18 protein-coding genes are annotated in these 23,089 nt (G+C 63.2%); 12 read left to right on the top strand and 6 right to left on the bottom strand.

The features are described from left to right. Positions 1 to 93 precede the first annotated feature (93 nt). The 8 genes from E5X88_RS20735 to E5X88_RS20700 all read left to right on the top strand — a co-directional run bounded on the left by E5X88_RS20735 (position 94) and on the right by E5X88_RS20700 (position 7,683). Entirely contained in the window at positions 94 to 1,164 is a 1,071-nt protein-coding gene (locus E5X88_RS20735; RefSeq protein WP_292164563.1) for a D-alanine:D-lactate ligase-like protein, read from the top strand. 168 nt (positions 1,165 to 1,332) lie between these two features. Continuing rightward, positions 1,333 to 2,001, top strand: coding sequence for an XRE family transcriptional regulator (locus E5X88_RS20730; protein WP_292164562.1), 669 nt, complete (start codon positions 1,333 to 1,335; stop codon positions 1,999 to 2,001). Positions 2,002 to 2,030: 29 nt separating this feature from the next. Further along, entirely contained in the window at positions 2,031 to 3,098 is a 1,068-nt protein-coding gene (locus E5X88_RS20725; protein ID WP_292164561.1) for an extracellular solute-binding protein, read from the top strand. 10 nt (positions 3,099 to 3,108) lie between these two features. Beyond that, positions 3,109 to 3,999: an ABC transporter permease gene (locus E5X88_RS20720; protein ID WP_292164559.1), complete on the top strand. Its 891-nt coding sequence runs from the start codon at positions 3,109 to 3,111 to the stop codon at positions 3,997 to 3,999. Further along, complete coding sequence (locus tag E5X88_RS20715) at positions 3,999 to 4,784, top strand: ABC transporter permease (RefSeq protein ID WP_292164557.1); 786 nt, start codon at positions 3,999 to 4,001, stop codon at positions 4,782 to 4,784. Before E5X88_RS20720 ends, E5X88_RS20715 begins: the two co-directional genes overlap by 1 nt. A 1-nt stretch (position 4,785) precedes the next feature. Further along, positions 4,786 to 5,895, top strand: coding sequence for an ABC transporter ATP-binding protein (locus E5X88_RS20710; RefSeq protein WP_292164556.1), 1,110 nt, complete (start codon positions 4,786 to 4,788; stop codon positions 5,893 to 5,895). Between the two features lie 23 nt (positions 5,896 to 5,918). Beyond that, positions 5,919 to 7,304 (top strand): FAD-binding oxidoreductase, encoded by a 1,386-nt coding sequence (locus E5X88_RS20705; protein ID WP_292164554.1) that lies wholly within the window; start codon positions 5,919 to 5,921, stop codon positions 7,302 to 7,304. 25 nt (positions 7,305 to 7,329) lie between these two features. Continuing rightward, positions 7,330 to 7,683, top strand: coding sequence for a cupin domain-containing protein (locus E5X88_RS20700; RefSeq protein ID WP_292164553.1), 354 nt, complete (start codon positions 7,330 to 7,332; stop codon positions 7,681 to 7,683). A 23-nt stretch (positions 7,684 to 7,706) separates the two neighbouring features. On the opposite strand, the gene E5X88_RS20695 is transcribed toward E5X88_RS20700, so the two are convergent. The 3 genes from E5X88_RS20695 to E5X88_RS20685 form a co-directional block, all read right to left on the bottom strand. Then, on the bottom strand, positions 7,707 to 7,994 hold the full coding sequence (locus E5X88_RS20695; protein WP_292164551.1) for a DUF1330 domain-containing protein: 288 nt from the start codon (positions 7,992 to 7,994) through the stop codon (positions 7,707 to 7,709). A gap of 77 nt (positions 7,995 to 8,071) precedes the next feature. Next, positions 8,072 to 8,755, bottom strand: coding sequence for an orotidine-5'-phosphate decarboxylase (pyrF, locus tag E5X88_RS20690; protein WP_292164638.1), 684 nt, complete (start codon positions 8,753 to 8,755; stop codon positions 8,072 to 8,074). Positions 8,756 to 8,772: 17 nt separating this feature from the next. After that, entirely contained in the window at positions 8,773 to 9,369 is a 597-nt protein-coding gene (locus tag E5X88_RS20685) for an NADPH-dependent FMN reductase (protein ID WP_292164549.1), read from the bottom strand. A 132-nt stretch (positions 9,370 to 9,501) separates the two neighbouring features. Between E5X88_RS20685 and E5X88_RS20680 the strand changes: the two genes are divergently transcribed. Further along, positions 9,502 to 10,509, top strand: coding sequence for an alpha/beta hydrolase (locus E5X88_RS20680; RefSeq protein WP_292164547.1), 1,008 nt, complete (start codon positions 9,502 to 9,504; stop codon positions 10,507 to 10,509). 45 nt (positions 10,510 to 10,554) lie between these two features. Here the strand turns inward: E5X88_RS20680 and pmtA are convergent, their stop codons facing one another. From pmtA to dnaK, 3 genes are all read right to left on the bottom strand, one after another. Next, the gene (gene pmtA, locus E5X88_RS20675) at positions 10,555 to 11,163 is read right to left on the bottom strand and encodes a phospholipid N-methyltransferase PmtA (protein ID WP_292164546.1); all 609 of its coding nucleotides are present in this window, start codon (positions 11,161 to 11,163) and stop codon (positions 10,555 to 10,557) included. A gap of 141 nt (positions 11,164 to 11,304) precedes the next feature. Further along, positions 11,305 to 12,435 carry a molecular chaperone DnaJ gene (gene dnaJ, locus E5X88_RS20670; protein ID WP_292164545.1) on the bottom strand — a complete coding sequence of 377 codons (1,131 nt, stop codon included), beginning with the start codon at positions 12,433 to 12,435 and terminating at the stop codon, positions 11,305 to 11,307. Between the two features lie 212 nt (positions 12,436 to 12,647). Continuing rightward, a complete protein-coding gene (dnaK, locus tag E5X88_RS20665; RefSeq protein ID WP_292164544.1) occupies positions 12,648 to 14,564 on the bottom strand; it encodes a molecular chaperone DnaK in 1,917 nt (638 codons plus the stop codon). Between the two features lie 340 nt (positions 14,565 to 14,904). Between dnaK and E5X88_RS20660 the strand changes: the two genes are divergently transcribed. From E5X88_RS20660 to E5X88_RS20650, 3 genes are all read left to right on the top strand, one after another. Beyond that, on the top strand, positions 14,905 to 17,202 hold the full coding sequence (locus E5X88_RS20660) for a hypothetical protein (RefSeq protein WP_292164542.1): 2,298 nt from the start codon (positions 14,905 to 14,907) through the stop codon (positions 17,200 to 17,202). Positions 17,203 to 17,213: 11 nt separating this feature from the next. After that, positions 17,214 to 20,918 (top strand): hypothetical protein, encoded by a 3,705-nt coding sequence (locus E5X88_RS20655; RefSeq protein WP_292164540.1) that lies wholly within the window; start codon positions 17,214 to 17,216, stop codon positions 20,916 to 20,918. 168 nt (positions 20,919 to 21,086) lie between these two features. Beyond that, the gene (locus E5X88_RS20650) at positions 21,087 to 23,042 is read left to right on the top strand and encodes an EB domain-containing protein (RefSeq protein ID WP_292164539.1); all 1,956 of its coding nucleotides are present in this window, start codon (positions 21,087 to 21,089) and stop codon (positions 23,040 to 23,042) included. Positions 23,043 to 23,089 lie beyond the last annotated feature (47 nt).

Here is a 23,089-nt window from a genome sequence, read left to right as displayed (position 1 = left end):
TGCGAACGTCCGGCTGGCGTCGGTTTTTCGCGAAAGCCTGATACATTCGCCGTGCGATGGTAGGCAATCGCGCTGCCAGGAATCGCTCATCGCATGTCGAAGCAGAAGCCGAAGCTGTTCCTTGTCTACGAGCCGGAAAAGGCCTGCTTCGATCGACTGGTCGCCGATGGTCACGTGCCGGCGCGCGCCGCCGAAATCGCCTCCTATCTGGCGCAGTCGACCGACATGGCGCCTGAGTTCGACGCGCTGGCCGCAGCCTGCCAGGCGCGCGGCCTGTCCTTCGCGCCGGTGGCGCTTGACGATGCCGCAGGCGCGCTTGCCGGCGAAGACCCGCTGACCACGCTTGTCTGGACGCTAACCGACGGCGTCGCCTATTTCCGCGGCGGTGCAGCACCGGCTCTGGCAAGGCTGAACGGCCTGAAGACGATCGGCGCCGATGATGCGCTGTTTGCGCTTTGTCAGGACAAGTTCCGCTCCGGCGCCGTGCTCGGCGCGCTCGGCCTGCCTGTACCGCAAGCCGGGCTGGCCCGCGACGGCCGCTGGCTGGTCGAGCCACCGCCTTCGCCGGCCGGCTGGTTCGTCAAGCCGAATCGGCTCGGTGCCAAGATCGGCATCTGGCCGGATTCGCGCAGCAGTGATCTTGGCCACGCGCTGGAACTCAGCCGGCGTGTCTTCGCCGCCTATCGTGACGATGTCGTCGTGCAACCCTATGTCGCCGGGCGCAATGCGCGCGCCAGTTTTCTCGGCCTGAAGCCGGATACCGGCGTCGAGGCGCTCGGTATCGCCTTTGTCGATTCGGGTGGTGATTTCCAGACCATGGAGGACAGCCTGGCGCTCTACGGCGACACCGGCGCGGCTGCCAAGGCGGCAGGAACATATGCCGAGCCCGAACTGCTGCCGGTCGTCGCCAGCCAGCTGCGAGCCGATGCAAGGATCCGACGGGTCGCCGAAAGCCTGACGGCCGGGCTTGGCCTGCGGGATGTGTTTTCCATCGATTTCCGCGTCGAAGCCGATGATACCGTCCATCTTATCGAGTTCGAAGTCTGCCCCGGCCTGCCCTGCTTTGATTTCCGCGCCTATTGCCGTACGCAATGGGAGATGGGCCTCGCCGATGCGATGGCCGAGACCGCTGCGAGCCGTTTTCGCCGAATGGCCGCGCCTTAAGCAGAAAATCCTGCGTAATGCTGCCCCGAACCATGCAGCCAAGTCCGCCAGCGAAATGAGCAGCGCCTGCATGCGCAGCTGCGCCGGCGACCCATGAGCCCGTGTCTTCACAAATGGCTTGCGTTCCGGCGTTTCACTTAATAGGGTGTTAAGTGAAGGAGGAACTTGGTGACAGTCGACCCTGCGACATCCCCGGAGGTGGCCGTGTTGGCGGCGGCGGAAGCAGGCAGGGCGAAGCATGTCGGCGAGCGGATCAAGGCCATACGCACGGCCCGACGCATTTCGCTTCGCCAACTGGCCGACATGATCGGCACGACGGCGAGCTTCATCAGCCAGCTCGAGCGCAATCTGACCGGAGCCAGCGCCAGCACCCTGATGCGGATCGCAGCTGCGTTGGATCTCGGCATCAACGACCTGTTCGAGCAGACTGAAGGTGGATTCCACAAGGTGCTCACCAGAGCCGACCGCCCCCTGCTGCCGATCAGTCATGGTTGTCGAAAGACGTTGCTGTCGCGGCGGCCGATCCATGAATTCGAGGTCTATTCGGGCGATTTTGACGTCGGCGGCTCGACCGGCAACGATGCTTACACGCATGGCGGCAAGCACGAGATGTTCGTCGTTCTGAAGGGAACAGTCGAGCTGACGCTGGCAGACGAGCGCTTCGTCATGAACGAGGGCGACAGCATCGAGTATGCAACCTCGACGCCGCATCGCACGGTGAACATCGGCAAGACGCCGGCGCAGGTGCTCTGGATCATCGCGCCCCCGACCAGCGGCGCGGCGGAACTCAATCAATACATGCCCGGACAAGGCTCGCAGCCGGGTGGACAGAAGTAATGCGGGTGTACGTTAATGGGAGATAAAACATGAAGAAGATCGGACAGGTGACCGCGCTCGGGCTGCTGATGATCACGACCGCAGCGCTTGCACAGAGCAAACCCGTGGCGGGCGAGGTGGCCGAGGGCTCGCTGAAGGACAAGACGCTTACCTTCGTCTCGTATGGAGGCATTTATCAGGATGGTCAGATCGCCGCGCTAAAGGAATTCGTCGACAAGTCCGGTGTGACGCTGCTCAGCGACGGGCCGACCGAAATCTCAAAACTGCAGGCTCAGGTCGAGTCCGGCAATGTGACCTGGGACGTTGTCGATACCGGCGATTTCCCGCCCTACGTCTATTGCGGCAAGCTGTTTCAGAAGTTGGACCTCTCGAAGATCGATACGTCCAACATTCCAGAGGGCCAGATCAGCGAATGCAGTGTGCCGGCCATGAACTATGGCGTTGTGCTGATGTACAACACCGAAAAGTACAAGGATAACCCGCCCAAGAGCTGGAAGGATTTTTTCGACATCGAGAAGTTTCCGGGCTCGCGCGCTCTGGAGGGCAGCGGTGATCTGTCGGGCGGAATGATCGAGCAGGCGCTGCTCGCGGCCGGCGGGTCGGTGGAAAACATGACGGTGGCCGATATCGACAAGGCTATCGAGAAGGTGAAGTCGCTCGGTCCGGACACGATCTTCTGGAAGACCGGCGCCGATTCCCAGCAGCTCGCCGAATCCGGCGAAGCTGACATGATCGCGATGTGGACAGGACGTGCCATGACCGCGGTGAAGAACGGTGCGGCGTACACGCCGGTGTGGCAGGACTGGCTGGTCGTGATGGACCAGATGACCATCCCGATGGGCGTCAAGGATCCCGACGCGGCGCATGCGCTGATCAACGCCTATGTCGGCAAGAGCGCACAGGAGACGCTTGCAAAAACCACCTCGTATACCCCGATCCACAAGGACGCGAAGCCCGAAGTGGATGAGGTCACCGCGGCGTTCATGACCAACACGCCGGACAAGCTGAAGCTTGGCTATCAGCAGAACATCAAGTTCTGGGTGGAGAATTTTGAGGTGGCGAACGAAAAATGGAACGCGTTGATGGCGGGCAACTAGGTTCGCCGCTGTGACAGCGAGAGCAACCGACAGCCGGACCGCTGTTCCGGCTGTCGCGGCAGACGATCGGCGGCGCTGGTTTCGGGGACAGGCTTTCTGGCTTGTCGCGCCGGCGCTGCTGCTGCTCGTCATCTGCCTGGGCCTGCCGCTCGCCATCGTGACCTTGCGCAGCTTTTCCGAGCCGCAATGGGGATGGCAGAACTACGCCTGGTTTTTCGGCACACCGGTCAACCTGACCGTGCTTCAGCGGACCTTCACGATCTCCGCATGGGTGACATTGGTATGTCTCATTGCAGGCTATCCCTATGCCTACCTGATGACTGCGGTCGGACCCAAGATGCGGCTCATCCTCATCCTCTGCGTGCTGGTGCCGTTCTGGGTGAGCGGCGTGGTGCGCACCCTGGCATGGGTCATCCTTTTGCAGGACTCCGGCGTGATCAACTCCGTCATCCGCGCCGCCGGCCTCGGTTCGGTCAAGCTGATCCGCACGCAGACGGGCGTGGTGATCGGCATGGCGCAGGTGCTGTTGCCGTTTATGATCCTGCCGCTCTATTCGGTGATGAAGACGATCGACCTGCGGCTCATGCAGGCGGCACGAAGCCTCGGCGCGAGCCCGGCGCGCGCCTTTGCCCAGGTCTATCTGCCGCTCTCGCTTCCGGGCGTCTACGCGGGCGCCATCATCGTGTTCATTCTTGCGCTCGGGTTCTATATCACCCCCGCGCTGCTCGGCGGTCCGCGTTCGACCATGCTTTCGACCCTGATCCAGAACCAGGTGCTCAGCCTGCTCAACTGGGGGCGCGGCGGTGCGATGGGTGTGGTGTTGTTGATAGCGACCTTCGTCCTGCTCGCGCTCGCAGCACCGCTGACGCGCCAACCGCACAAGACGGGCTCGGGACGCTGATGAAACAGCCCGGTCGAATCCTGCTCGGTCTGTTCTGCCTGCTCGTCGCGGTCTGGCTGGTCGCACCGACAATCGTCGTCGTGCCGATGTCGTTCAACGACAAGAAGTCGCTGGCCTTTCCGCCATCCGGCTTTTCCTGGCAGTGGTACCAGAACTTTTTCACCAACCCCGAATGGTCGGCGAGCCTGGTCGGTTCGCTCAAGGTTGCCGTCGTCACGGCGGTGTTCGCCACCGTCATCGGCACGCTGGCGGCATTCGGCCTCGATCGCATGAAAAGCCGCGTCAGCGGCGTGCTTCGCGCCCTTCTGATCACGCCAATGGTCGTGCCCGGAGTGGTGCTCGCCGTCGGAATCTATGCGGTCTATCTCGATACGCAGTTGGTCGGCACCATGACCGGCTTCGTGCTGGCCCACACGATGCTCGCCGTCCCTTTCGTCATCATCGCCGTTTCCGCCAGCCTCGAAGTCTTCGACAAACGGCTGGAGACTGCTGCGGCGAGCCTCGGCGCGACCCGGCTGACGGCGTTCAGGACAGTGACGTTGCCGTTGATTGCGCCGGGCATCCTGTCGGGCCTGCTGTTTGCGTTCGTAACCTCATTCGACGAAATCATCGTCGCGCTGTTCATCACCAGCCCCTACCTGAAGACACTGCCGGTCCAAATCTTCTCCAGCATCACCCGCGACGCCGACCCCACCGTTGCAGCGGTGGGCACGCTGCTCTTCATCGCGACGTCGCTGGTGATCGGGGCGGGGCTGCTGATCGGTTCGAGACAGGGAAAACGTTGACATGGCTTCACCATCGACCCGCGGCGCAGCCATCGATCTCAGGTCTGTCGCCAAACACTATGGCAGCTTCGTCGCTCTCGATAACGTCTCGCTGCACATCGAACCGGGGGAGTTCATGACGCTGCTCGGGCCCAGCGGTTCAGGCAAGACGACCACGCTCAACGTCATCGCCGGCTTCACCGAGGTCAGCTCGGGTTCGCTTGATGTTGGCGGCAAGAGCGTCATCGGCGTACCGGCGCACAAACGCAACATCGGCGTGGTCTTTCAGCATTACGCACTGTTTCCGCACATGACGGTGAGCAGGAACGTCGCATATCCACTGACCTTGCGCGGCATCGCCAATCCCGATCGCGAGGCTCGGGTGCGCAAGGCCCTGGACATGGTGAAGATGGAGGATTTCGGCCACCGCTTCCCCAGCGAGCTCTCCGGCGGGCAGCAGCAGCGCGTTGCGCTAGCCCGCGCCATCGTCTTCGACCCGCCGCTGCTCCTGATGGACGAGCCGCTCGGCGCGCTCGACAAGAAGTTGCGTGAATGGCTGCAACTCGAGATCAAACGAATCCACCGGGAATTGGGCACCACCTTCGTCTACGTCACACACGACCAGGAGGAGGCCCTGGTCCTCTCTGACCGCATCGCCGTCTTCAACCAGGGACGCATCGAGCAGATCGGCACCGGTCGCCAACTCTACGACGAGCCCGAGACCCTGTTCGTCGGAAAGTTCGTCGGCGACTCAACGATACTGCGTGGCGCGGCCTCCACCTCCGGCGACGAGACCGCCATCGACATAGCCGGACGGAAAGTGGCCACCGCCAAACGCCTTCCCGACGGCGCCAAACCCGTGATGCTGCTGCGGCCGGAGAAGCTGAGCCTCGCCAGACGGGGGAAGGCCGGACAGGATCGAAACACCCTGCCCGGGCGCGTCGGCGAGGCCATCTATCTCGGATCGGGCTCCAAGTACGAAGTCGTGCTGGCCGACGCTTCCAAGGCGATCGTGCGCTCGACGCTGGACGCCGAGACCTTCGCTATCGGCGACGAGGTCGACCTCATATTCGCGGGCAGCGACGTGAAGCTGCTGGCGGACGACGAAAAGGCCGATTTCACGCTGACCTGAAACCTACCTGGGAAATCGCGACAATGGACGTGAAGAAGAACGGCGACGTTTCGTTCTGGTATACCGACATCGGCGGCGTGCCTGGCTATCGGCCGCCGTTGCAGGGCGATATCGTGGCCGACGTTTGCATCGTTGGGGCCGGCTACACCGGCCTTTGGACCGCCTATTACCTGAAGCAGGCAGCCCCGCACCTCAACATTGTCATCGTCGAAAAGGAGTTCGCCGGGTTCGGCGCTTCGGGACGCAATGGCGGCTGGTTGTCTGGCGGGTTCTCATGGTCGCGCGAAAAATATGAGCAGGCATCGTCGCGCGCTGGGGTCATCGCCATGCAGGCCGCGATGACGGGTACGGTGAACGAGGTCATCTCGGTCGCGGAAACCGAAGGCATCGACGCCGACATTCGCCGTACCGACGAACTGCTGGTCGCAACCAATGAGGCGCAGGAGCAGCGCGCCAGGGCGATGTATGCCGATGCCAGATCCTGGGAGCTGACCGACGAACGCGTGGGGTATATCGATGCTGCGGAGACCCGCCGGCGCATAGCGGTACACAACGCGCGCGGCGCCTTCGTCATCAAGAAAGTTGCGCGGGTTCAGCCCGCAAAGCTGGTGCAGGGGCTCGCCAGGGCGGTGGAGCGCCTCGGTGTTCCGATCTACGAACAGACGACCGTGCTGTCGATCGAAAAAGGCAAGGTCGCAACCAACCGAGGCGTGGTGCGCGCTGAAAAGATCGTGCGGGCGACCGAGGGCTTCACCGCAGGAATTGCCGGCCACGAAAGACTCTGGTTGGCGCTCAACAGCGCCATCGTGGTGACCGAGCCGTTATCCGAAAAGCTGTGGAGCGAAATCGGCTGGGATGGCTACGAGGTGCTCGGCGACGCCGCGCACGCATACTGTTACGCGCAGCGCACCCGGGAAGGACGCATTGCCATGGGCGGGCGCGGGGTGCCTTATCGATTCGGCTCGAAGACCGACATTCGAGGCGTCACCCAGCAGGCGACGATCGACAAGCTGCACAAGATCCTGACGACGCTTCTGCCGCAGACCAAGGGACTCAAGCTCGACCATGCGTGGTGTGGAACGCTGGGGGTGCCGCGCGACTGGTGCACGACGGTGGGCTTTGACAGGCAGACCGGAATAGGGTGGGCAGGCGGCTATGTGGGCCTGGGCGTGTCCACCTCGAACCTCTCGGGACGCACACTGAGGGATCTGCTGCTGGGCAACGACACCGACCTGACGCGGCTTCCCTGGGTCAATCGAACCGTGCGCAAATGGGAGCCGGAGCCGCTGCGCTGGCTCGGCGTCCATTCCATGTATCAGCTCTATCGAATTGCCGACGAGCGGGAAGCAAAGGGGCTGCCGCGCACATCGCGGCTGGCGGCCTTGGCTGATCGCATCACCGGGCATTGAACCGCATCACCTCGAGGACCTAGGAATGATCGACTTCAAGACCTTCGCGCACCTTGCGCATATCGACCTCGGCGATCCCCAGCTGAAACCCACCTCGGTGGAGGGCGATCAGCTGGAAGCAGCCAACACCCTCTGGACTTCGGACGATGGCAAGATCGAAGTCGGGGTCTGGGAATGTTCGCAGGGCCGGTTCACCGCGCGCCGAGACACGAATTCCGAGATTTGCCACATCGTCTCCGGCCGCGTGACGCTGCATGGTCCCGACGGCGCGGCCAAGGATGTCGGACCCGGCGAATTGCTTGTCCTGCCGCTTGGCTGGGAGGGCGAATGGACCATCCACGAGAAAACGCGCAAGCTTTACATCCTGCATTCGGTCTGATCGCAGCGGTGGTTGCCGCTGAACTAAAACCCCTCGACCAGCACGATCTCGCCGTCGGCCACCTTCTGGCGGATCGCGGCGGCGCGCTGGTATTCGGGCGAGTGGTAGCAATCGTGCGCCGCAGCCAATGACGGAAACTCGATGATCACGTTGCGGTCGCGACCCGGCCCTTCGGCCTTCTCATGCGCGCCGCCACGCGCCAGGAATTTCGCGTCGAAACGGTCGAAGGCCAGTTTGGCGGCAGCGACGTAGTCCTTGTAGCCTTCTGCATCGCGCACATCGACGCGGGCGATCCAGTATCCCTTGGGCATGCTTTTCTCCTGGTTTTGGCCTTACGCGGACCGATTTTGAAAGTCGCTCCGCCGGAGTAGAGTTTCGGAATTGGTCCTCAGGCCGAGCGCATTTCATCAAGGATCGCTTCCGCGACCGCCCGCCTGTCGGCGGCGCCGACGATCGGCCGGCCGACGACGAGATGGCTGGAGCCGTTGCGGATCGCCTGCGCCGGTGTCACCACGCGTTTCTGGTCGCCATGGTCGCTGCCCTTGGGCCGTATTCCCGGCGTGACGACGGCCATGTTGGGCCCGACGATCCGGCGCACCGCTTCCGCTTCCTCGGCCGAGCAGACGACACCGCCCATGCCGGCATGCAGGGCCTGCTCGGAGCGCCTCAGCACCAGCGTATGCGGGTCATATTCATAGCCGGCGTCGATCACGTCCTGTTCGTCCATCGAGGTCAGCACGGTGACGCCAAGTAGGCAGAGATCGCTGCCCCTGGCGGCCTCGACCGCTGCCTTCATCGTCTTCGGATAGGCGTGCAGCGTCAGCATGGTCATGCCCATCCTGACGATGGCCTCGACACCCTTGGCCACCGTGTTGTCGATGTCGAGCAGCTTCATGTCGAGGAAGATCCTGGTGCCGCCGCTGGCGAGTTCGCGGGCGAAATCGAGGCCGCCGGCGAAGGCGAGCTGATAGCCGATCTTGTAGAAGGAGACGACCCCGTCGAGCTCGCGCACCGCCTTCTCGGCTTCCTTCAGCGTCGGCACGTCGAGGCCGACGATCAGCCTGTCTCGCATAGTGTCTTCGGCGTGGATCAAGTCTCGATCCGCGTGGATAGCATGCGCGAGGTTTCGATCAGCGTGCGGCATAGGTGCTCCATCGATCTGTGCAGTCTCTCGTCCCTGAAATTCCCGTCCTCGTCGAAGGCGTTGCCGCCTTCCGGCACCGAGCACTCCGGCGTCACCACCTCCATCTGGCAGCGCACCAGCACGGCGCGCAGATGGTTGATGCAGCGTACTCCGGCGAAGTGTCCCTTGGAAGATGAACAAAGGCCGGCGGGCTTGCCGGTGAAAGGCCTGAGCGACCGGCCGCCATCCTGGCGCACCCGGCTCACCCAGTCGATCGTGTTCTTGAGCAGCGGCGGGATGGAGCCGTTATATTCGGGCGTCGCGATCAGCAGCCCGTCATGGGCGGCGATCTGGCGGGCAAGCTTGATGGCGTTTTCGGGAACGCCTTTTTCCTTTTCCAGGTCCTCGTCCAGGATCGGCAGCGGATAGTCGGCAAGCGAGATGCGGGTCACCTCGGCGCCTTGCATGGCAAGTTCCTTCTGCGCCACATCGGCGGTCCTGCCACTGTAGGCGCCAGTCCGAACCGAGCCCGCGAAGACGAGAATTTTCGGGATAACCGGCATCGCTGTTCTCTTGCTGTCCCTGCAGCTATAGGCGATGCACGGACCGAATCAATAGCCGAGATTGCAGAGGCTTGTTAACTGCCCTGGCACTGGCGCTTTGCCGGAGTCCAATGCCATGTATAGGGTGCAGCCATGAGATTGCGGTGGGTCGGCTATATCCTTGTCGGTCTGGTGACGGCCGTCGCAGCGAGCTACGCCGCGTTCAGCTTCAGCCCATGGCCTTCGGTCCTTCTGATCCGCTATGCCTTCCACAGGGATGCCGTGGAAAAGAACCGCGCGCTTGAAAAGCACGTGCCAGCCAATGTGGGCGAACTGCGCGACGAGCGCTATGGCGATAATCGGGAGGAGCGTTTCGATGTCTTCTTCCCGGCGCAGGCCCCTAGCCGAGCCTTGCCGGCAATCGTCTGGGTGCATGGCGGCGGTTTCGTTGCCGGAGACAAGACCGATGTTTCCAACTACATGAAAATCCTGGCCGGACGCGGCTATGTCACCGTCTCCGTCGGCTATTCGGTTGCCCCGGGCGCGCGCTATCCGACCCCGGTCCTGCAGGCCGGCAAGGCGCTTGCCTTCCTTTCCCGCAATGCCGGCCGCTATCGGATCGATCCCAACCGGCTTTTTCTCGCCGGCGATTCCGCGGGCTCGCAGATCGCCGCCCAGTTGGCCGCTACGGTCGGCAATCCGGCCTATGCTGCCATAGTCGGCGTCAATCCCGCCATCGAGCGCACGCAGCTGAGAGGCATCGCATTGTTTTGCGGTGTCTACGATGCTGCCATGGTCACGCCCGAAGGGCCTTTCGCGGATTTCATCAGGACCGTCATTTGGTCATATCTCGGCACGAAGCGATTGGGTGACGACCCGCGCGTTGCCGAATTCTCCGTCAACCGGCATCTGACGCCACAGTTTCCGCCGGCGTTCGTCTCGGTCGGCAATGCCGATCCGCTGGCGCCGCAATCCGCCCTGATGGCGGAGGCGATCAGGGCGCAGGGCGTTGACGTCGACACGCTGTTCTTTCCGAACGATTACAGCCCGGCCCTGCCGCATGAGTATCAGTTCGATCTCGACAGCAGCGCCGGAGAAAAGGCGCTCGAAAGGCTGACAGCATTTCTGGATCGATTGGCGAGCCAGCCCACCTTGCCATGATCGCCCGGCTGGTAACCAAGGAAAGCCCGGCTTTTCAGCCCCGTCTCAGTTGCTCTTGCCGCGCCGGTAGATCCAAAGCTGGGTCGGCGGGATGTTGCGAATGACGAAATGGAAATGCTCGACCGTGTAGTCGCCGCGGCCGGGCGGGATCGGCGACAGCGGGCCGTAGGTCAGCTGTACGATCGGGCGCCCCTCCGGGATGCGGTCGAGAAGGCTTTCGATATAGGCGATGCGCTGGGCGACTGGAAAATTGAGCAACGGCACGCCGGAGATGACGGAATCGAACTTCAGTCCGCTCTTGTCGCCGAGCGTCGCATCGAGATTGAAGGCGTCGCCCTCGATGACGTTGATATCAGGATAGAGCTGGCGCAGATGGCGCACGAAATCAGTGGAATATTCGACCGCATAGAGATTTTCAGGCTTTACGCCCTGGGCGAGGATGGCTCGGGTGATGACGCCGGTACCGGGTCCGACTTCGAGCACTGGCAGGCCCGATTTCGGGTTGACGACGGAGGCCATCTTGCGGGCGGTGATGGAACTGGTCGGCACGATTGAACCGACCGCCTTCGGCTTGTCGATCCAGCCCTTGAAGAACTTCAGTTCGTCGTCGAACTTTTCCGCCAGCGCCTTTCGCAATCCGGGACCATGTGCCATGCAAGTTCTCCTGAACGCTCCCCCGAGAGGCTACTTAGCAGCTACGGTGTCCAAGGCAAGGCGGACGTCGGTATAAGATGTTGATGACGCTTGGGAAGCTTCCGCTAATTGTACTCTATACCCGATTGGCAAGAATAGGCATCAGCGCTCGCCGAAGGTTTCGAAAAAGTCCTTCATGCGGGCGAAAAAGCCGCTCGACTGGGGCGAATTATCCTTCGAGGAAAGCTGCTCGAACTCCTCCAATAGCTCGCGCTGGCGGCGGGAAAGGTTCTGCGGCGTCTCGACCGCGGTCTGGATATAGAGATCGCCGACGTTGTGCTGGCGCAGCACCGGCATGCCCTTACCCTTGAGACGGAACTGGCGGCCGTTCTGGGTGCCTTCCGGCACCTTCACTTTCGTCTGGGTGCCGTCCAGCGTCGCCACCTCGAAGGAGCCGCCAAGGGCGGCGGTCGTCATCGAGATCGGCACCTTGCAGTAAAGATCGGCGCCGTCGCGCTGGAAGAATTCGTGCGGCTTGACCGCCAGGAAGATATAGAGATCGCCCGACGGACCGCCCCGCAGGCCGGCCTCACCCTCATTGGCAAGGCGGATGCGAGTGCCGTCCTCGATGCCGGCAGGGATGTTGACCGACAGCGAGCGCTCCTCGGTGACGCGGCCTTGGCCGGCGCATTTCGGGCACGGCTCCTTGATGGTCTGGCCTCGCCCCTGGCATTGCGGGCAGGTGCGCTCTATCGAAAAGAATCCCTGGGTGGCGCGCACCTTGCCGTGGCCGTTGCACATCGAGCAGGTGACCGGCTGGGTGCCAGGCTTGGCGCCGCTGCCGGAGCACTCCGTGCAGGAGATCGAGGCCGGGACGCGAATTTGCGCGGTCTTGCCGGTGAATGCCTCCTCCAGCGTGATTTCCATATTGTAGCGCAGGTCGGCGCCGCGCTCGCGGCCGCTGGACGAGCGGCGCTGGCGCCCGCCCATCATGTCGCCGAAGATATCCTCGAAGATGTCGGCGAAACCGCCGGCGCCGAAGCCTTGAGCGCCGCCATTCATGCCGCCCTGTTCGAAGGCGGCGTGGCCGAAACGGTCGTAGGCCGCGCGCTTCTGCGGGTCCTTCAGCGTCTCGTAGGCTTCGTTGATTTCCTTGAATTTGTGCTCGCAGGAATGATCGCCGGGATTGCGATCGGGATGGAACTGCATGGCGAGCTTGCGGAACGCGCTCTTGAGCTCCTTCTCGTCGGCCCCCTTCTGCACGCCCAACGTTTCGTAGAAATCAGCTTTCATTTTTTCCTGCAGTCCGGATATTCAACGTCTTGAAGCCCTGTTGCGTCGTTCGCCGGCACGCAGTTCCGATTTAGGTGCGATGGGGCCGGGATGCCAGTGTCGACGCGGGATTGCTCGCATTTTTTCGGCCAAGCCCAGCATTTTTTCAGCAAGGGTTGCAAAAAAGCCCGGCTTTGCGCCGGGCTTTTCCGCTTTATCTGCCGTCAGACGGTTCAGGCCGACTTCTTCTTGTCGTCGTCCTCGTCGATTTCCTCGAAGTCGGCATCGACCACATCGCTGTCCTTGGCGGCGTCCGCCTTGGCGTCAGCCTCCGCGGCTTCCTTCTGCGAAGCCTCGTACATGGCCTGGCCGAGCTTCATCGATGTTTCGGCGAGCGCCTGCGTCTTGGCCTCGATCTCGGCCGCGTCGTCGCCTTCGGCAGCGGTCTTCAGCGCCGCGATCGCATCGGCGATCGCCGTGCGGTCGGCCTCGGAAACCTTGTCGCCATATTCCTTCAGCGACTTCTCCGAGGAATGCACCAGCGCCTCGGCCTGGTTGCGGGCCTCGACCAATGCACGCCGCTTCTTGTCGGCCTCGGCATTGGCTTCGGCGTCCTTCACCATCTTCTCGATGTCGGCGTCCGAAAGGCCGCCGGATGCCTGGATGCGGATCTGGTGCTCCTTGCCGGTGCCCTTGTCCTTGGCCGAGACGTTGACGATGCCGTTGGCGTCGATGTCGAAAGTGACCTCGATCTGCGGCACGCCACGCGGCGCCGGCGGAATGCCGACCAGGTCGAACTGGCCGAGCGCCTTGTTGTCGGCGGCCATTTCACGCTCGCCCTGGAACACGCGGATGGTCACGGCCGACTGGCTGTCTTCGGCCGTCGAGAACACCTGGCTCTTCTTGGTCGGGATCGTCGTGTTGCGCTCGATCAGCCGCGTGAACACGCCACCCAGCGTTTCGATGCCGAGCGACAGCGGCGTCACGTCGAGCAACAGCACGTCCTTGACGTCGCCCTGCAGCACGCCGGCCTGAATGGCGGCGCCCAATGCGACGACCTCATCTGGATTGACGCCCTTGTGCGGCTCCTTGCCGAAGAACTGCTTCACGATCTCCTGGATCTTGGGCATGCGGGTCATGCCGCCGACCAGGACGACCTCGTCGATTTCGCCAGCCTTCAGGCTGGCATCCTTGAGCGCCGCCTTGCAGGGCTCGATGGTGCGCTGGACGAGATCCTCGACCAGGCTCTCGAACTTCGCCCGCGTCAGCTTCAGCGTCAGGTGCTTGGGGCCGGTGGCATCGGCGGTGATGAAGGGCAGGTTGATCTCGGTCTGCGTGGTGGACGACAGCTCGATCTTGGCCTTTTCGGCCGCTTCCTTGAGGCGCTGAAGGGCGAGCTTGTCGCTCCGCAGGTCGATACCCTGTTCCTTCTTGAACTCGGCCGCCAGATATTCGACCAGACGCATGTCGAAATCCTCGCCGCCGAGGAAGGTGTCGCCATTGGTCGACTTCACCTCGAAGACGCCATCGCCGATTTCGAGCACCGAAATGTCGAACGTGCCGCCGCCAAGGTCATAGACGGCAATGGTCTTGCCTTCCTTCTTGTCTAAGCCGTAGGCAAGTGCGGCCGCGGTCGGCTCGTTGATGATGCGCAGCACTTCGAGGCCGGCGATCTTGCCGGCATCCTTGGTGGCCTGGCGCTGGGCGTCGTTGAAATAGGCCGGAACGGTGATGACCGCCTTCTCGACCTTCTCGCCGAGATAGGCCTCCGCCGTCTCCTTCATCTTCTGCAGGATCATCGCCGAAATCTGGCTGGGCGACTGCTTCTTGCCGCCGGCTTCGACCCAGGCGTCGCCATTGTCGCCCTTGACGATCTTGTAGGGGACAAGCTTCTTGTCCTTGTCCGTCACCGGATCGTCATAGCGGCGGCCGATCAGGCGCTTGACCGCGAAGATGGTGTTTTCAGGATTGGTGACCGCCTGGCGCTTGGCCGGCTGGCCGACGAGGCGCTCGCCATCACTGTTGATGGCGACGATGGAAGGAGTCGTGCGCGCGCCTTCCGCATTCTCGATGACCTTCGACTCCTTGCCGTCCATGATGGCGACGCAGGAGTTCGTGGTTCCCAGATCGATACCGATTACTTTTGCCATTTTTCTAGTCTCTCCGCTAAGCAGGCTCTCAGGACCCGTACAGGCGTTCCGACGAAAGCCCCTGTTCACAAGAAATCCCGTTCCGGCAACCGGCATTCCGGCACCGAACGGCTTGGCGCGTATATAAGAACAGGCTGCGCGGCGCGCAAGCATTCTGCGCAAGGCGTCCAACATCCTTTGCCCCAGCCGCCCTGCGGGGGGACGGAGCCAGCCCGGCCGGCCCTTCCCCGGCCATGGCACGGTGAGCCCAGGCCGTCCAGCGCTTCCCATGAACCTTTCCGCGTCCGTTCGCGACTGACACCCAGGTGCCGCATGGTGCGGCCCCGGAAAGGAAAGCCCCATGACTGGAAACCCAGAGATTCCACGGTCGCCGAGAACAACGGGAACTCAGTGCGACCACCGCTTTCGGGACGGCGTCGATGCGCTGGGCTTTCCGCTGCTTCCGTTGACCCTGCGTAAGAGCCGGCGTATCGTGACTATGAGGAAAGCAGACAATTCGATCAGGGAAAAACGTGCCGGAACGTCGCGCCTTGCCCTGATTTGCGCGGCAACGCCGGATGTTTCTCCCGTCGCCTGCGGGGGGAATTTCATGTCTTGCGACCACGGCTCGTTCGTGCACTCTCGTGCTGGCTGCTTGCGCCGTACGACCCAATTAACCAGTGGATTCTTGGCAACCGGCGGCTTCCTGGCGCTGGCGCTCGCCACCACCCTGTGGCTTGGCGGTACCGCTCAGGCGCAGGAAACGCAGATCATTTATCCAGGTTCGATGGCGGTGACCGGATTTTCCGGCACCGTCATTCCCAATTTCGAAGAGGGCCCCAATTTCGAAGAGGGCCCCAGTTTCGAAGAGGGCTTGCCGCCCGGCGTCGATCCGGTCGACGAAACCTTCATCGACACGACGCGCGCAACCTTGCGCGTTTTCGACGTTTCAAGGCTCGGCGGGCCGGCCTCCGGCCAGCTCGTCTTCACGCCGCCGCCCTTCGAAGTGACGGCTGGGCAGATCGGCCAGGTGTTCGGCATCACCTATGACGACGGCGTCCGCGATGGCGTTCCCTCAGGCATTCCGAACCTCTATGCCGGCGCCACCTCGCTGCACGGCATCCGCATCGTCACATCGGACGAAGATGCGGACGGTCGCCCAGAGCGGCAGCGTCGCGGTGCTGCCGGCGCTACCTTCATGGACGGTCAGTTCGGCACCGAGAGCGGTGGCGGACCGGGCACGGTCTGGAAGATCGACGGCATCACCGGCCAGGTGAGCAAATTCGCCGATATCGATACCAACAGCGGTCCCGGCGTCGGCGACATCTCTTTCGACAATGTTCACCGCCAGTTCTTCGCCAGTGACCTCGACACCGGTCTCATCCACCGCATCGACGCCAACGGCGCGCCGGTCGACACGTTCGACCACGGCGTTGCCGGGCGCCCGGCGCACGGGCTCGCCCCGCTTGCCGACGATGGCTCGGTGATGGACATCGAGGGCGCGGTCTTCGACAGCGAAGATCCCGATAGTTGGGGCTACACGCAGGACGAGCGCAGGGTCTGGTCCGTCGCCTATCATGGCGGCCGGCTCTATTATTCGGTCGGTGAAAAGGCCGAGATCTGGTCGGTTGGCGTTACCCGCGACGGCAGCTTTGCCGGCGACCCGCGCTGGGAGTTGACGGTCAAGGCTGACAAGGATCACGCCGTCACCGATATCGCCTTCGACAACAAGGGCTTTATGTACCTGGCCCAGCGCGGCCCGGTGGAAAACCGCTACGACTACAGCCAGTTCGCCGAGTCCGGCAAGGGCGAGGTCATCCGCTACTGGCGCGAAAACCCGGACGATCCGGCGACGGTCACGGTCTGGGTGGAAATGCCGCAGGAATATGCGGTCGGCTTCCCGCAAGACAATCGGCAGTCGGCCGGCGGTCTTGACCTGCAATATGGCTATGACGCCGACGGCAATCTCGACACGAGCGTCTGCACCGACACGCTGGTTAAGTCAGGCGACAAACTGCGCGACAATCCAGCACTCGCCGAACAGCTCGCCGCTGGCGGCCCGCTTGCCGTACACGGTGTCCAGATCACGCCGACGGCGCTGGTCAAGCCGGCCAACGTGCCGCCCTTCAGCTCGTGGTTCGTCGACTTCGACGGCTATTTCGAAGACCCCGAGATTGAAGGTTCCGAGGTTCAAGGTCCCGAGGTTCAGGGTCATGTCGGCGACGTCGAGGTCTGGCGCCCCTGCGAGGGCCGTGCGGGCTATTATGAGCAGATACCGGGCGGCGGTTACCTGCCACCTTTCTATCCGCCCGACTTCCCGCCCCCCGGTGGTGTGTCTCCTTGCCTCGATGTCGAGGATGTCAGGTATTTCTGCACGCCTTCCGGCCTCGAGGCCGAACTCTATCTCCACGACTCTGCCGGCTTCGGCGGCGATTCGATCAAGGCTCTGTCCAGGACACCAGGCGTCGCGGTGACTTCACCCCTGTCGCATGCTCCCGGCGCGCCCCACACGATCGGCATCACCGGCCATTATCCTGGTGAGACGGTCGATGTCGGGCTCTGCTTCTACAGGCAGTCCGACCGCGACAAGGGCGGCTACTTCCCTTGCTGCAAGATGACCGTGCCGCTCAGAACCCCAGCCGTCAGCTGCGAACGTTGAGGAGCGGGAAGATGAGCATTTCAGCACGTTCCCCGTTCGCGACGAGCAATCAAGCAACCGGCAATCAAGCAACCGGCATGGGGACGACCATAAAGCCCCTGTCACTTGCCAGGCGTGGCGCGCGCTGGCTGATGGCGGCCGGTGTCGCGGTCGCCATGCTGAACCCGGTGCCAGGTTTCGCCCAGGATATCGTTCCGGCTCAGGCCAGCCAGACCGACCTCGACAAGCCCACCGATTCCGGTCCGCTCGAAACCGCCAGTCCCGATTTCGGCTTCGACCTCGATGAGCCGCGCATCGTCAATCCGCGGCCCGGCCGGGTGGTGCCTTTTTTCACCAAGAAAGGCAGACAACGAGGCTGCGACCATGCCGTATATTCCCTGAGCTTCGGCTTGCGCGGCAGCCCGCAAGCTTTTGCCAGCCCAGGCCTCGCGGCCGCGCTGGAAAAAGCCAAGATCGACTTCAAGGACCAGCTCCCGCATGGCCTGCGGATCGTCGGCGTGCATGTGTCCGGCGACGGCACGGATGCGTCCGGCGGGCCGCTGCCCGGTGCTACGATCAGCACGTCGGCCAATCCGAACGATACAGCAACGGTTTCCGATTTCCGGATTTCCGCCAGCGATCTCGACGGCGTCGGCGCTCCCAACGAGCGCGTCGTCACCTTCCAGATCACCGCCAAGATCGACCATGCGGCGTTTGCCTCGCCGACAGTCGTCGACAATCAGGGCATGATCAAGATAACCGTCGGACCCGGCACGGGGACCATCATCCCGTCGCAGGACCCGGGCAAGCCGGACGACGGCAATTTCCTCACCGGCGAAAAGACCTCGATCAAGATCGACGTCACCAAATGCGATCGGCCGCCACCGCCTCCCGGGAAGGAATGCTTCAAGGTGGAACGCGGCACAGTCGATTGCGTGCCCGGCGGCGGCGCCTTCATCTATCACATGCCGGTTGGCGCCGAGATGGCCGGCAAGTGGGTACAGCTTTCGACGACGACGCCCGGCATCACCATCATCCCCGACACGCAGTTGGTGCCGGAGGGCGGCGGCGTGCTCGACTGGAAGATCGTCGGTGCCTCACCCGGCGACGTCATCCACCTCGTCGTCACCGGCATCGAAACCTATGCCGGCCCGGAGGAGGGCTGGGGCCTGTGCTGCACGCAGACGATCGACATCGTCATTCCGCGTGACCAGAGATGCCCGCCCAAGGACAAGGAGCCGGATCTCAAGGTCGAAAAACGCGCCGAGGTTCGGCGTTGCACGATGGGCGGCGGCTGCGACTTCACCATCAGGGTCACCAATGTCGGTGACGGGCCCTACCACGGCAAGATCGTTCTCGATGAAGTGACCTTGCCTGCCGGCTCCACTCTCGATTCAGGGCCGAATGCGCCCTGGGTCTGTGCGCCGGCGACAACCCCAATGACGTGTACCCATCCGGTGACCACGCTCAACCCGGGTGCCTCTCTCGACCTCGAACTCGGCTTCAAGCCGACCGGAGGCTGGCAAGGCCGCGTCTTGCGCAACTGCGCCGCCTATAATTATGGCGCCAGCGGCAAGCCGCTGTTCGGCAGCCAGCAAAACGACCGCGGCTGCGCCTCGATCCCGATCTGCCGGCGTGGCGACCGTGATCGCGACTGCCGGCCGCCGGTGGAAAGGAAGGTCGATCTGATCCTAAAGAAGCGTGCCCGCACCGAGGCTTGCACGGCCGATGGTGTCTGCACCTTCGTGATCGACATCATCAACAACGGCGGCGTCCCCCATGACGGGCCGCTGACGGTCATCGACACCTATCCGGGCGGCACGCCGGCGTCCTCGACCTTCGGCCCGACCCCGCCCTGGACATGCGGTCCGAACGGCCCCGGCCAGTTCCGCTGCGACAATGCCGGTATCGTGCTCTTGCCGGGCGCCTCGACGCCGATCTTCGTCAAGGCGGTGATGCCGGCCGGTTACCGGCCGGACACGGTCGAGAACTGCGCCGAGGTGAAGGCCATCCCAGGTGAGGGCGACCTCACCAACAATCGGGCCTGCGCCAAGCAACGCATCCGTCATCCCGACGGTGGCAAGCCGGCCATGCGCATCACCAAAGTGTGCAACGGTTCGCTGGCCGGTGATGCGGCCGTTACCTGCCGCATCACCGTCATCAGCACCGGCACCGCTGCTCCCACCGGTCCGGTGAGGGTCAACGATGCCGCCACGCTGGTGGCCGGCGGCGCGCCCGTCCAGATCCAGACCGTCACCCCTGACGGCGCGGAATGGGCTTGCGGACCGGTTCCAGCCAATACGCTGTCGTGCCGGATTCCGGGCGCTGTCATGACTCCCGGAACCAGCCGCCACTTCGACGTGACGGTTGCCGCCAATGGCGCGTTCGAGAACTGCGCACGCGGCTCTTACGGCCCGGCGCCTGGCGACGACATCGTCTATCCGATCGGCCGGGCTTGCGCCAAGGGCGGCGGCACCTCGACCATCCGTGTTGAGAAGACCGGCGATGCAGAGTGCCGGGTCGGTCAACCCTGCTCGTTCGCGATCACCATCGCGAACGATGGGGCGAGCGCCTTCTCCGGTCCGGTTCGCATCGGGGATGCGATCGGCCTGGACGGACTCGGCCGGCTGGAAGGTGTTGCGATCACCTCGATCGAGCCGCCCTTCGGCTGCACGCCGGAGCCGGCGACCTTGCCTGCCTCCTGCGTCGCGAACCTGACGCTCGGCGCCGGGGAAAGCCACGTTCACCGTGTGACCGTGATCATTCCCGACGGCGGCCGCCTGACCAATCTGCAGGATACCGTCAGTGGCCAGAACTGCGTCGGCGTGCTGTCTCCCGACACGCCGGTGCGAGGCGCAGGCGACGTGCTCTCCCGCGACCTGACCGACGTGCAGGGCGATCGCGGCAAGGCCTATGCCTGCCATCCCTTCGCCATCAAGCGTGAGGTGAAGAAGGAGTGCTCGCGAGGCTTTGTCATGAACGACGCCGGCAACTGCGTCTGCCCGCCAGGCACAATTTTCCGCAACGGCCAGTGCTCGTCCGGTGGCGGCACGGTCATCATACCGAAACCGAAGGACCCGCAGCGCTGCGTGCTGCTCAAGGGCCAGATCCGGACCTCCGACGGGCGTTGTATCTGCCCGCGCGGAACCGAGTTGGAGAACGGCAGGTGCGTGTCGACCGACGAGCCGCCGGCACGCCTGTGCAAGCTGCTGCCCGGCCAGATCCGTACCCAGGATGGCGATTGCATCTGCCCGAGAGGAACGGAACTGAGGGGCGACGCCTGCCGGCCGATCCGGAAAAAGCCGCCCGTAGTGGAGCAATGCAAGCTGCTGCGCGGTCAGATCCGCACCAAGAACGGCGACTGCGTCTGCCCGAGGGGGACGGAACTGAAGGGCAGGGCCTGCGTGCCGATCGTCAAGAAGCCGACCGTGGAACAGTGCACCATCCGCGGCCAGGTTCACAACAAGCGCGGCGCCTGTGTCTGCCCGCGCGGGACCGAGGTGATCAGAGGCGCATGCCGCCGGCCGTCGGTGGAGTGCGCGCCCGGCTCAAGGCTGATCAACAGCCAGTGCCAGCCGATCGTCAAACGGCGCTGCCCGGCCGGGACAGTCGGACAGTATCCGGACTGCATTCCGATCCGCAGGACGCCGACGCTGCAGATCAACCCGAACCTGTTGCTGAACCCGGACATCCTGCAGAGGCCTATGCCGAGGCACAGGCCTCGAGTTCCCCAGTAGGAGGATCCGGCGCGAAACAAGCCGTGATCTTTTGTACCGCAACGCCCAGGACCCCGCCGGAGCAATCCGGCGGGGTCTTTCATTGGCCGGAACGCGTTTCGCAGCTGCGTGAACCTTACAGCGGCGGGTGGCGACAAACTCCTGAAGGAACATTTCAGGAGAGAGAAAATGTCTTCAGCCAAGCATGTTTTCCGCAACACGGCGGCGACCGTGGCCCTGATCGCAGCTGCGCTTGCCACCACGCCGGCTTTCGCCAAGCAGGCGAACATCAAGTCAATGTCGTTCCACACCGAAAGCGCCAACACGACGATCCATGTCGGCTCGAGCGACAAGCAAAAATGGGACACGCTGAAAAGCGGCAATGTCCAGTTCTGGGGCCACATGAAACTCAACACGCGGTGGCCAGGCTATGTACAGGACGTCGGCGTGGCGCTCGGCGTTTGCGGACCGGGGCAGTGCGGCGCGTTTCCGCCGATCTGGAGCGCGTCGCCTGTCAGCCGCGACTACGATCACCAGGAGAATTTCTCCTTTGATCCCTCCATCATACCGCAGTCATCGGACACCGGCATCGCCGTCGTGCCCTATGGCGACCAGATCATTAGCAAGTGCAATCAGCACCTCCAGGCCGATGGACCGACGAAGTCCTATTCGTTCACGCATACCTTCCATGCGAGCTTCTCGGCCCTTACCGACACAGCGCTCGACATGGACAATGCTGTCAGCGAGGTACAGGGCGGCAGCTGGCCCCATCCGCTTTCCGACTCGCACTATGCCGAACACGGTTCGTTCGACGTCCAGGTCGTCTGCGACCCGGTGATCAAGCCGAAGGTTCAGGACATCGCCAACGATTTCGGCGAATTCGACGTGGAGAACGTCAAGCTGTTCCTGACCACCTACCAGTCGAACCAGCCCGGCTCGACGCCAGGCACTGTTTGCCCTTCGTTGAAGGTCACGAGCCGGGCGCAAGCCAATCAGGCCGGGCCGGTTTCGATGCGCATCTGGCGGCAGAAGAACGCTGGGCCGATCACGTCCGAGCTGCAGCAGGCGTGGGCGTCATACGATGCGACCAAGAATGGCTATTTCGCCACCTATGAGAAATGGGAGGATGTCGGCACCACTGCCTACTTCCAGTACAAGACCGAGATTGTCGGCAACGGTCCGTTCGAGCCCTTTGACGGCTGGAAGGACATCACAGTCCACTGCACCGGTGCAGGCGGGGGCGGCTTCACCGACGCACCTCAGGGCAACCCGGACAACCCCCCGGCGCATTCGGACTGGCAGGGCGAGGTCACTGTGTCCGACAGCGCTGGCTTCAAAAAACTCTGCCCGCGCAAGGGCCAGGTGGCGTTCGAGGTCGAGCGCGATGCGCCGGGTGCGTTTCACTACCGCATCAGCTGCTCGAACGGCGCATTCTTTACCGGCACGACGGCTGCCTTCAACAATGGCGGAGTGTTCAAGGCGAGTGCGGCACACGAGCTCAGCATCGTCAGGACGCGCTCGATCCAGTGCACGCTGCAGGAAATCAAGCAGAATGGTTCGATCGCCACGGTTGACAACGACGGCGAGGATTTCACCTGCATCAAGCGCAATTTCGACCCGAAAGCCGACGATCTGGCGGTCGATACGCGACCCAATCCCGGTAAACCGCAACTTCCACCGGTCGTGATCGATGCCGGCCGCACATGCCTGCCGAGCCAGAGGCTGATCCGCGGCAAATGCGTCGACAGGCCGCTCGTGGCTGCCTGCCGCCGCACCGAAAAACTCGTCAACGGCAGGTGCGTTGGCGTCAGCATCCACTGCCTTCCCGGTTACCATCAAGTGGGCCTGAAATGCGTGCGCAATGCGGTGATCGCCGACAGGTGCAAGCGCAACGAACAGCGCATCGACGGGAGATGTGTGCGCAAGCCGCCCATCATTATCGACTGCAAGCGCGGCTACCATCTGGTCGGCAAGGCATGCGTGAAGAACCCGGCGATCGTCACCGCCTGCCGGGCAACCGAAAAACTGGTGCGCGGACACTGCGTGCCCAAGCCACCCGTGAAGCTCAACGTGCAGAAAATGAAGCAAGGCAGCGGCAAGGTCTCTCTGCCACGACCGGCCAGGCCGCGGCATCCGGCGAACTGAATCGCGACGCTTGCATAGGGAGAGAGGCGGTCGACACCGCCTCTCCC

This window comes from Mesorhizobium sp. (assembly GCF_004962245.1).
Classification (GTDB): domain Bacteria; phylum Pseudomonadota; class Alphaproteobacteria; order Rhizobiales; family Rhizobiaceae; genus Mesorhizobium.
This window is presented reverse-complemented; position numbering and strand designations above follow the sequence as displayed.

Coding starts and splice junctions, on each gene's coding strand:
- E5X88_RS20735 (WP_292164563.1), top strand. CDS start 94: ATGTCGAAGCAGAAGCCGAAGCTGTTCCTTGTCTACGAGCCGGAAAAG.
- E5X88_RS20725 (WP_292164561.1), top strand. CDS start 2,031: ATGAAGAAGATCGGACAGGTGACCGCGCTCGGGCTGCTGATGATCACG.
- E5X88_RS20715 (WP_292164557.1), top strand. CDS start 3,999: ATGAAACAGCCCGGTCGAATCCTGCTCGGTCTGTTCTGCCTGCTCGTC.
- E5X88_RS20710 (WP_292164556.1), top strand. CDS start 4,786: ATGGCTTCACCATCGACCCGCGGCGCAGCCATCGATCTCAGGTCTGTC.
- E5X88_RS20705 (WP_292164554.1), top strand. CDS start 5,919: ATGGACGTGAAGAAGAACGGCGACGTTTCGTTCTGGTATACCGACATC.
- E5X88_RS20700 (WP_292164553.1), top strand. CDS start 7,330: ATGATCGACTTCAAGACCTTCGCGCACCTTGCGCATATCGACCTCGGC.
- E5X88_RS20695 (WP_292164551.1), bottom strand. CDS start 7,994: ATGCCCAAGGGATACTGGATCGCCCGCGTCGATGTGCGCGATGCAGAA.
- pyrF (WP_292164638.1), bottom strand. CDS start 8,755: ATGCGAGACAGGCTGATCGTCGGCCTCGACGTGCCGACGCTGAAGGAA.
- E5X88_RS20685 (WP_292164549.1), bottom strand. CDS start 9,369: ATGCCGGTTATCCCGAAAATTCTCGTCTTCGCGGGCTCGGTTCGGACT.
- E5X88_RS20680 (WP_292164547.1), top strand. CDS start 9,502: ATGAGATTGCGGTGGGTCGGCTATATCCTTGTCGGTCTGGTGACGGCC.
- pmtA (WP_292164546.1), bottom strand. CDS start 11,163: ATGGCACATGGTCCCGGATTGCGAAAGGCGCTGGCGGAAAAGTTCGAC.
- dnaJ (WP_292164545.1), bottom strand. CDS start 12,435: ATGAAAGCTGATTTCTACGAAACGTTGGGCGTGCAGAAGGGGGCCGAC.
- dnaK (WP_292164544.1), bottom strand. CDS start 14,564: ATGGCAAAAGTAATCGGTATCGATCTGGGAACCACGAACTCCTGCGTC.
- E5X88_RS20660 (WP_292164542.1), top strand. CDS start 14,905: ATGACTGGAAACCCAGAGATTCCACGGTCGCCGAGAACAACGGGAACT.
- E5X88_RS20655 (WP_292164540.1), top strand. CDS start 17,214: ATGAGCATTTCAGCACGTTCCCCGTTCGCGACGAGCAATCAAGCAACC.
- E5X88_RS20650 (WP_292164539.1), top strand. CDS start 21,087: ATGTCTTCAGCCAAGCATGTTTTCCGCAACACGGCGGCGACCGTGGCC.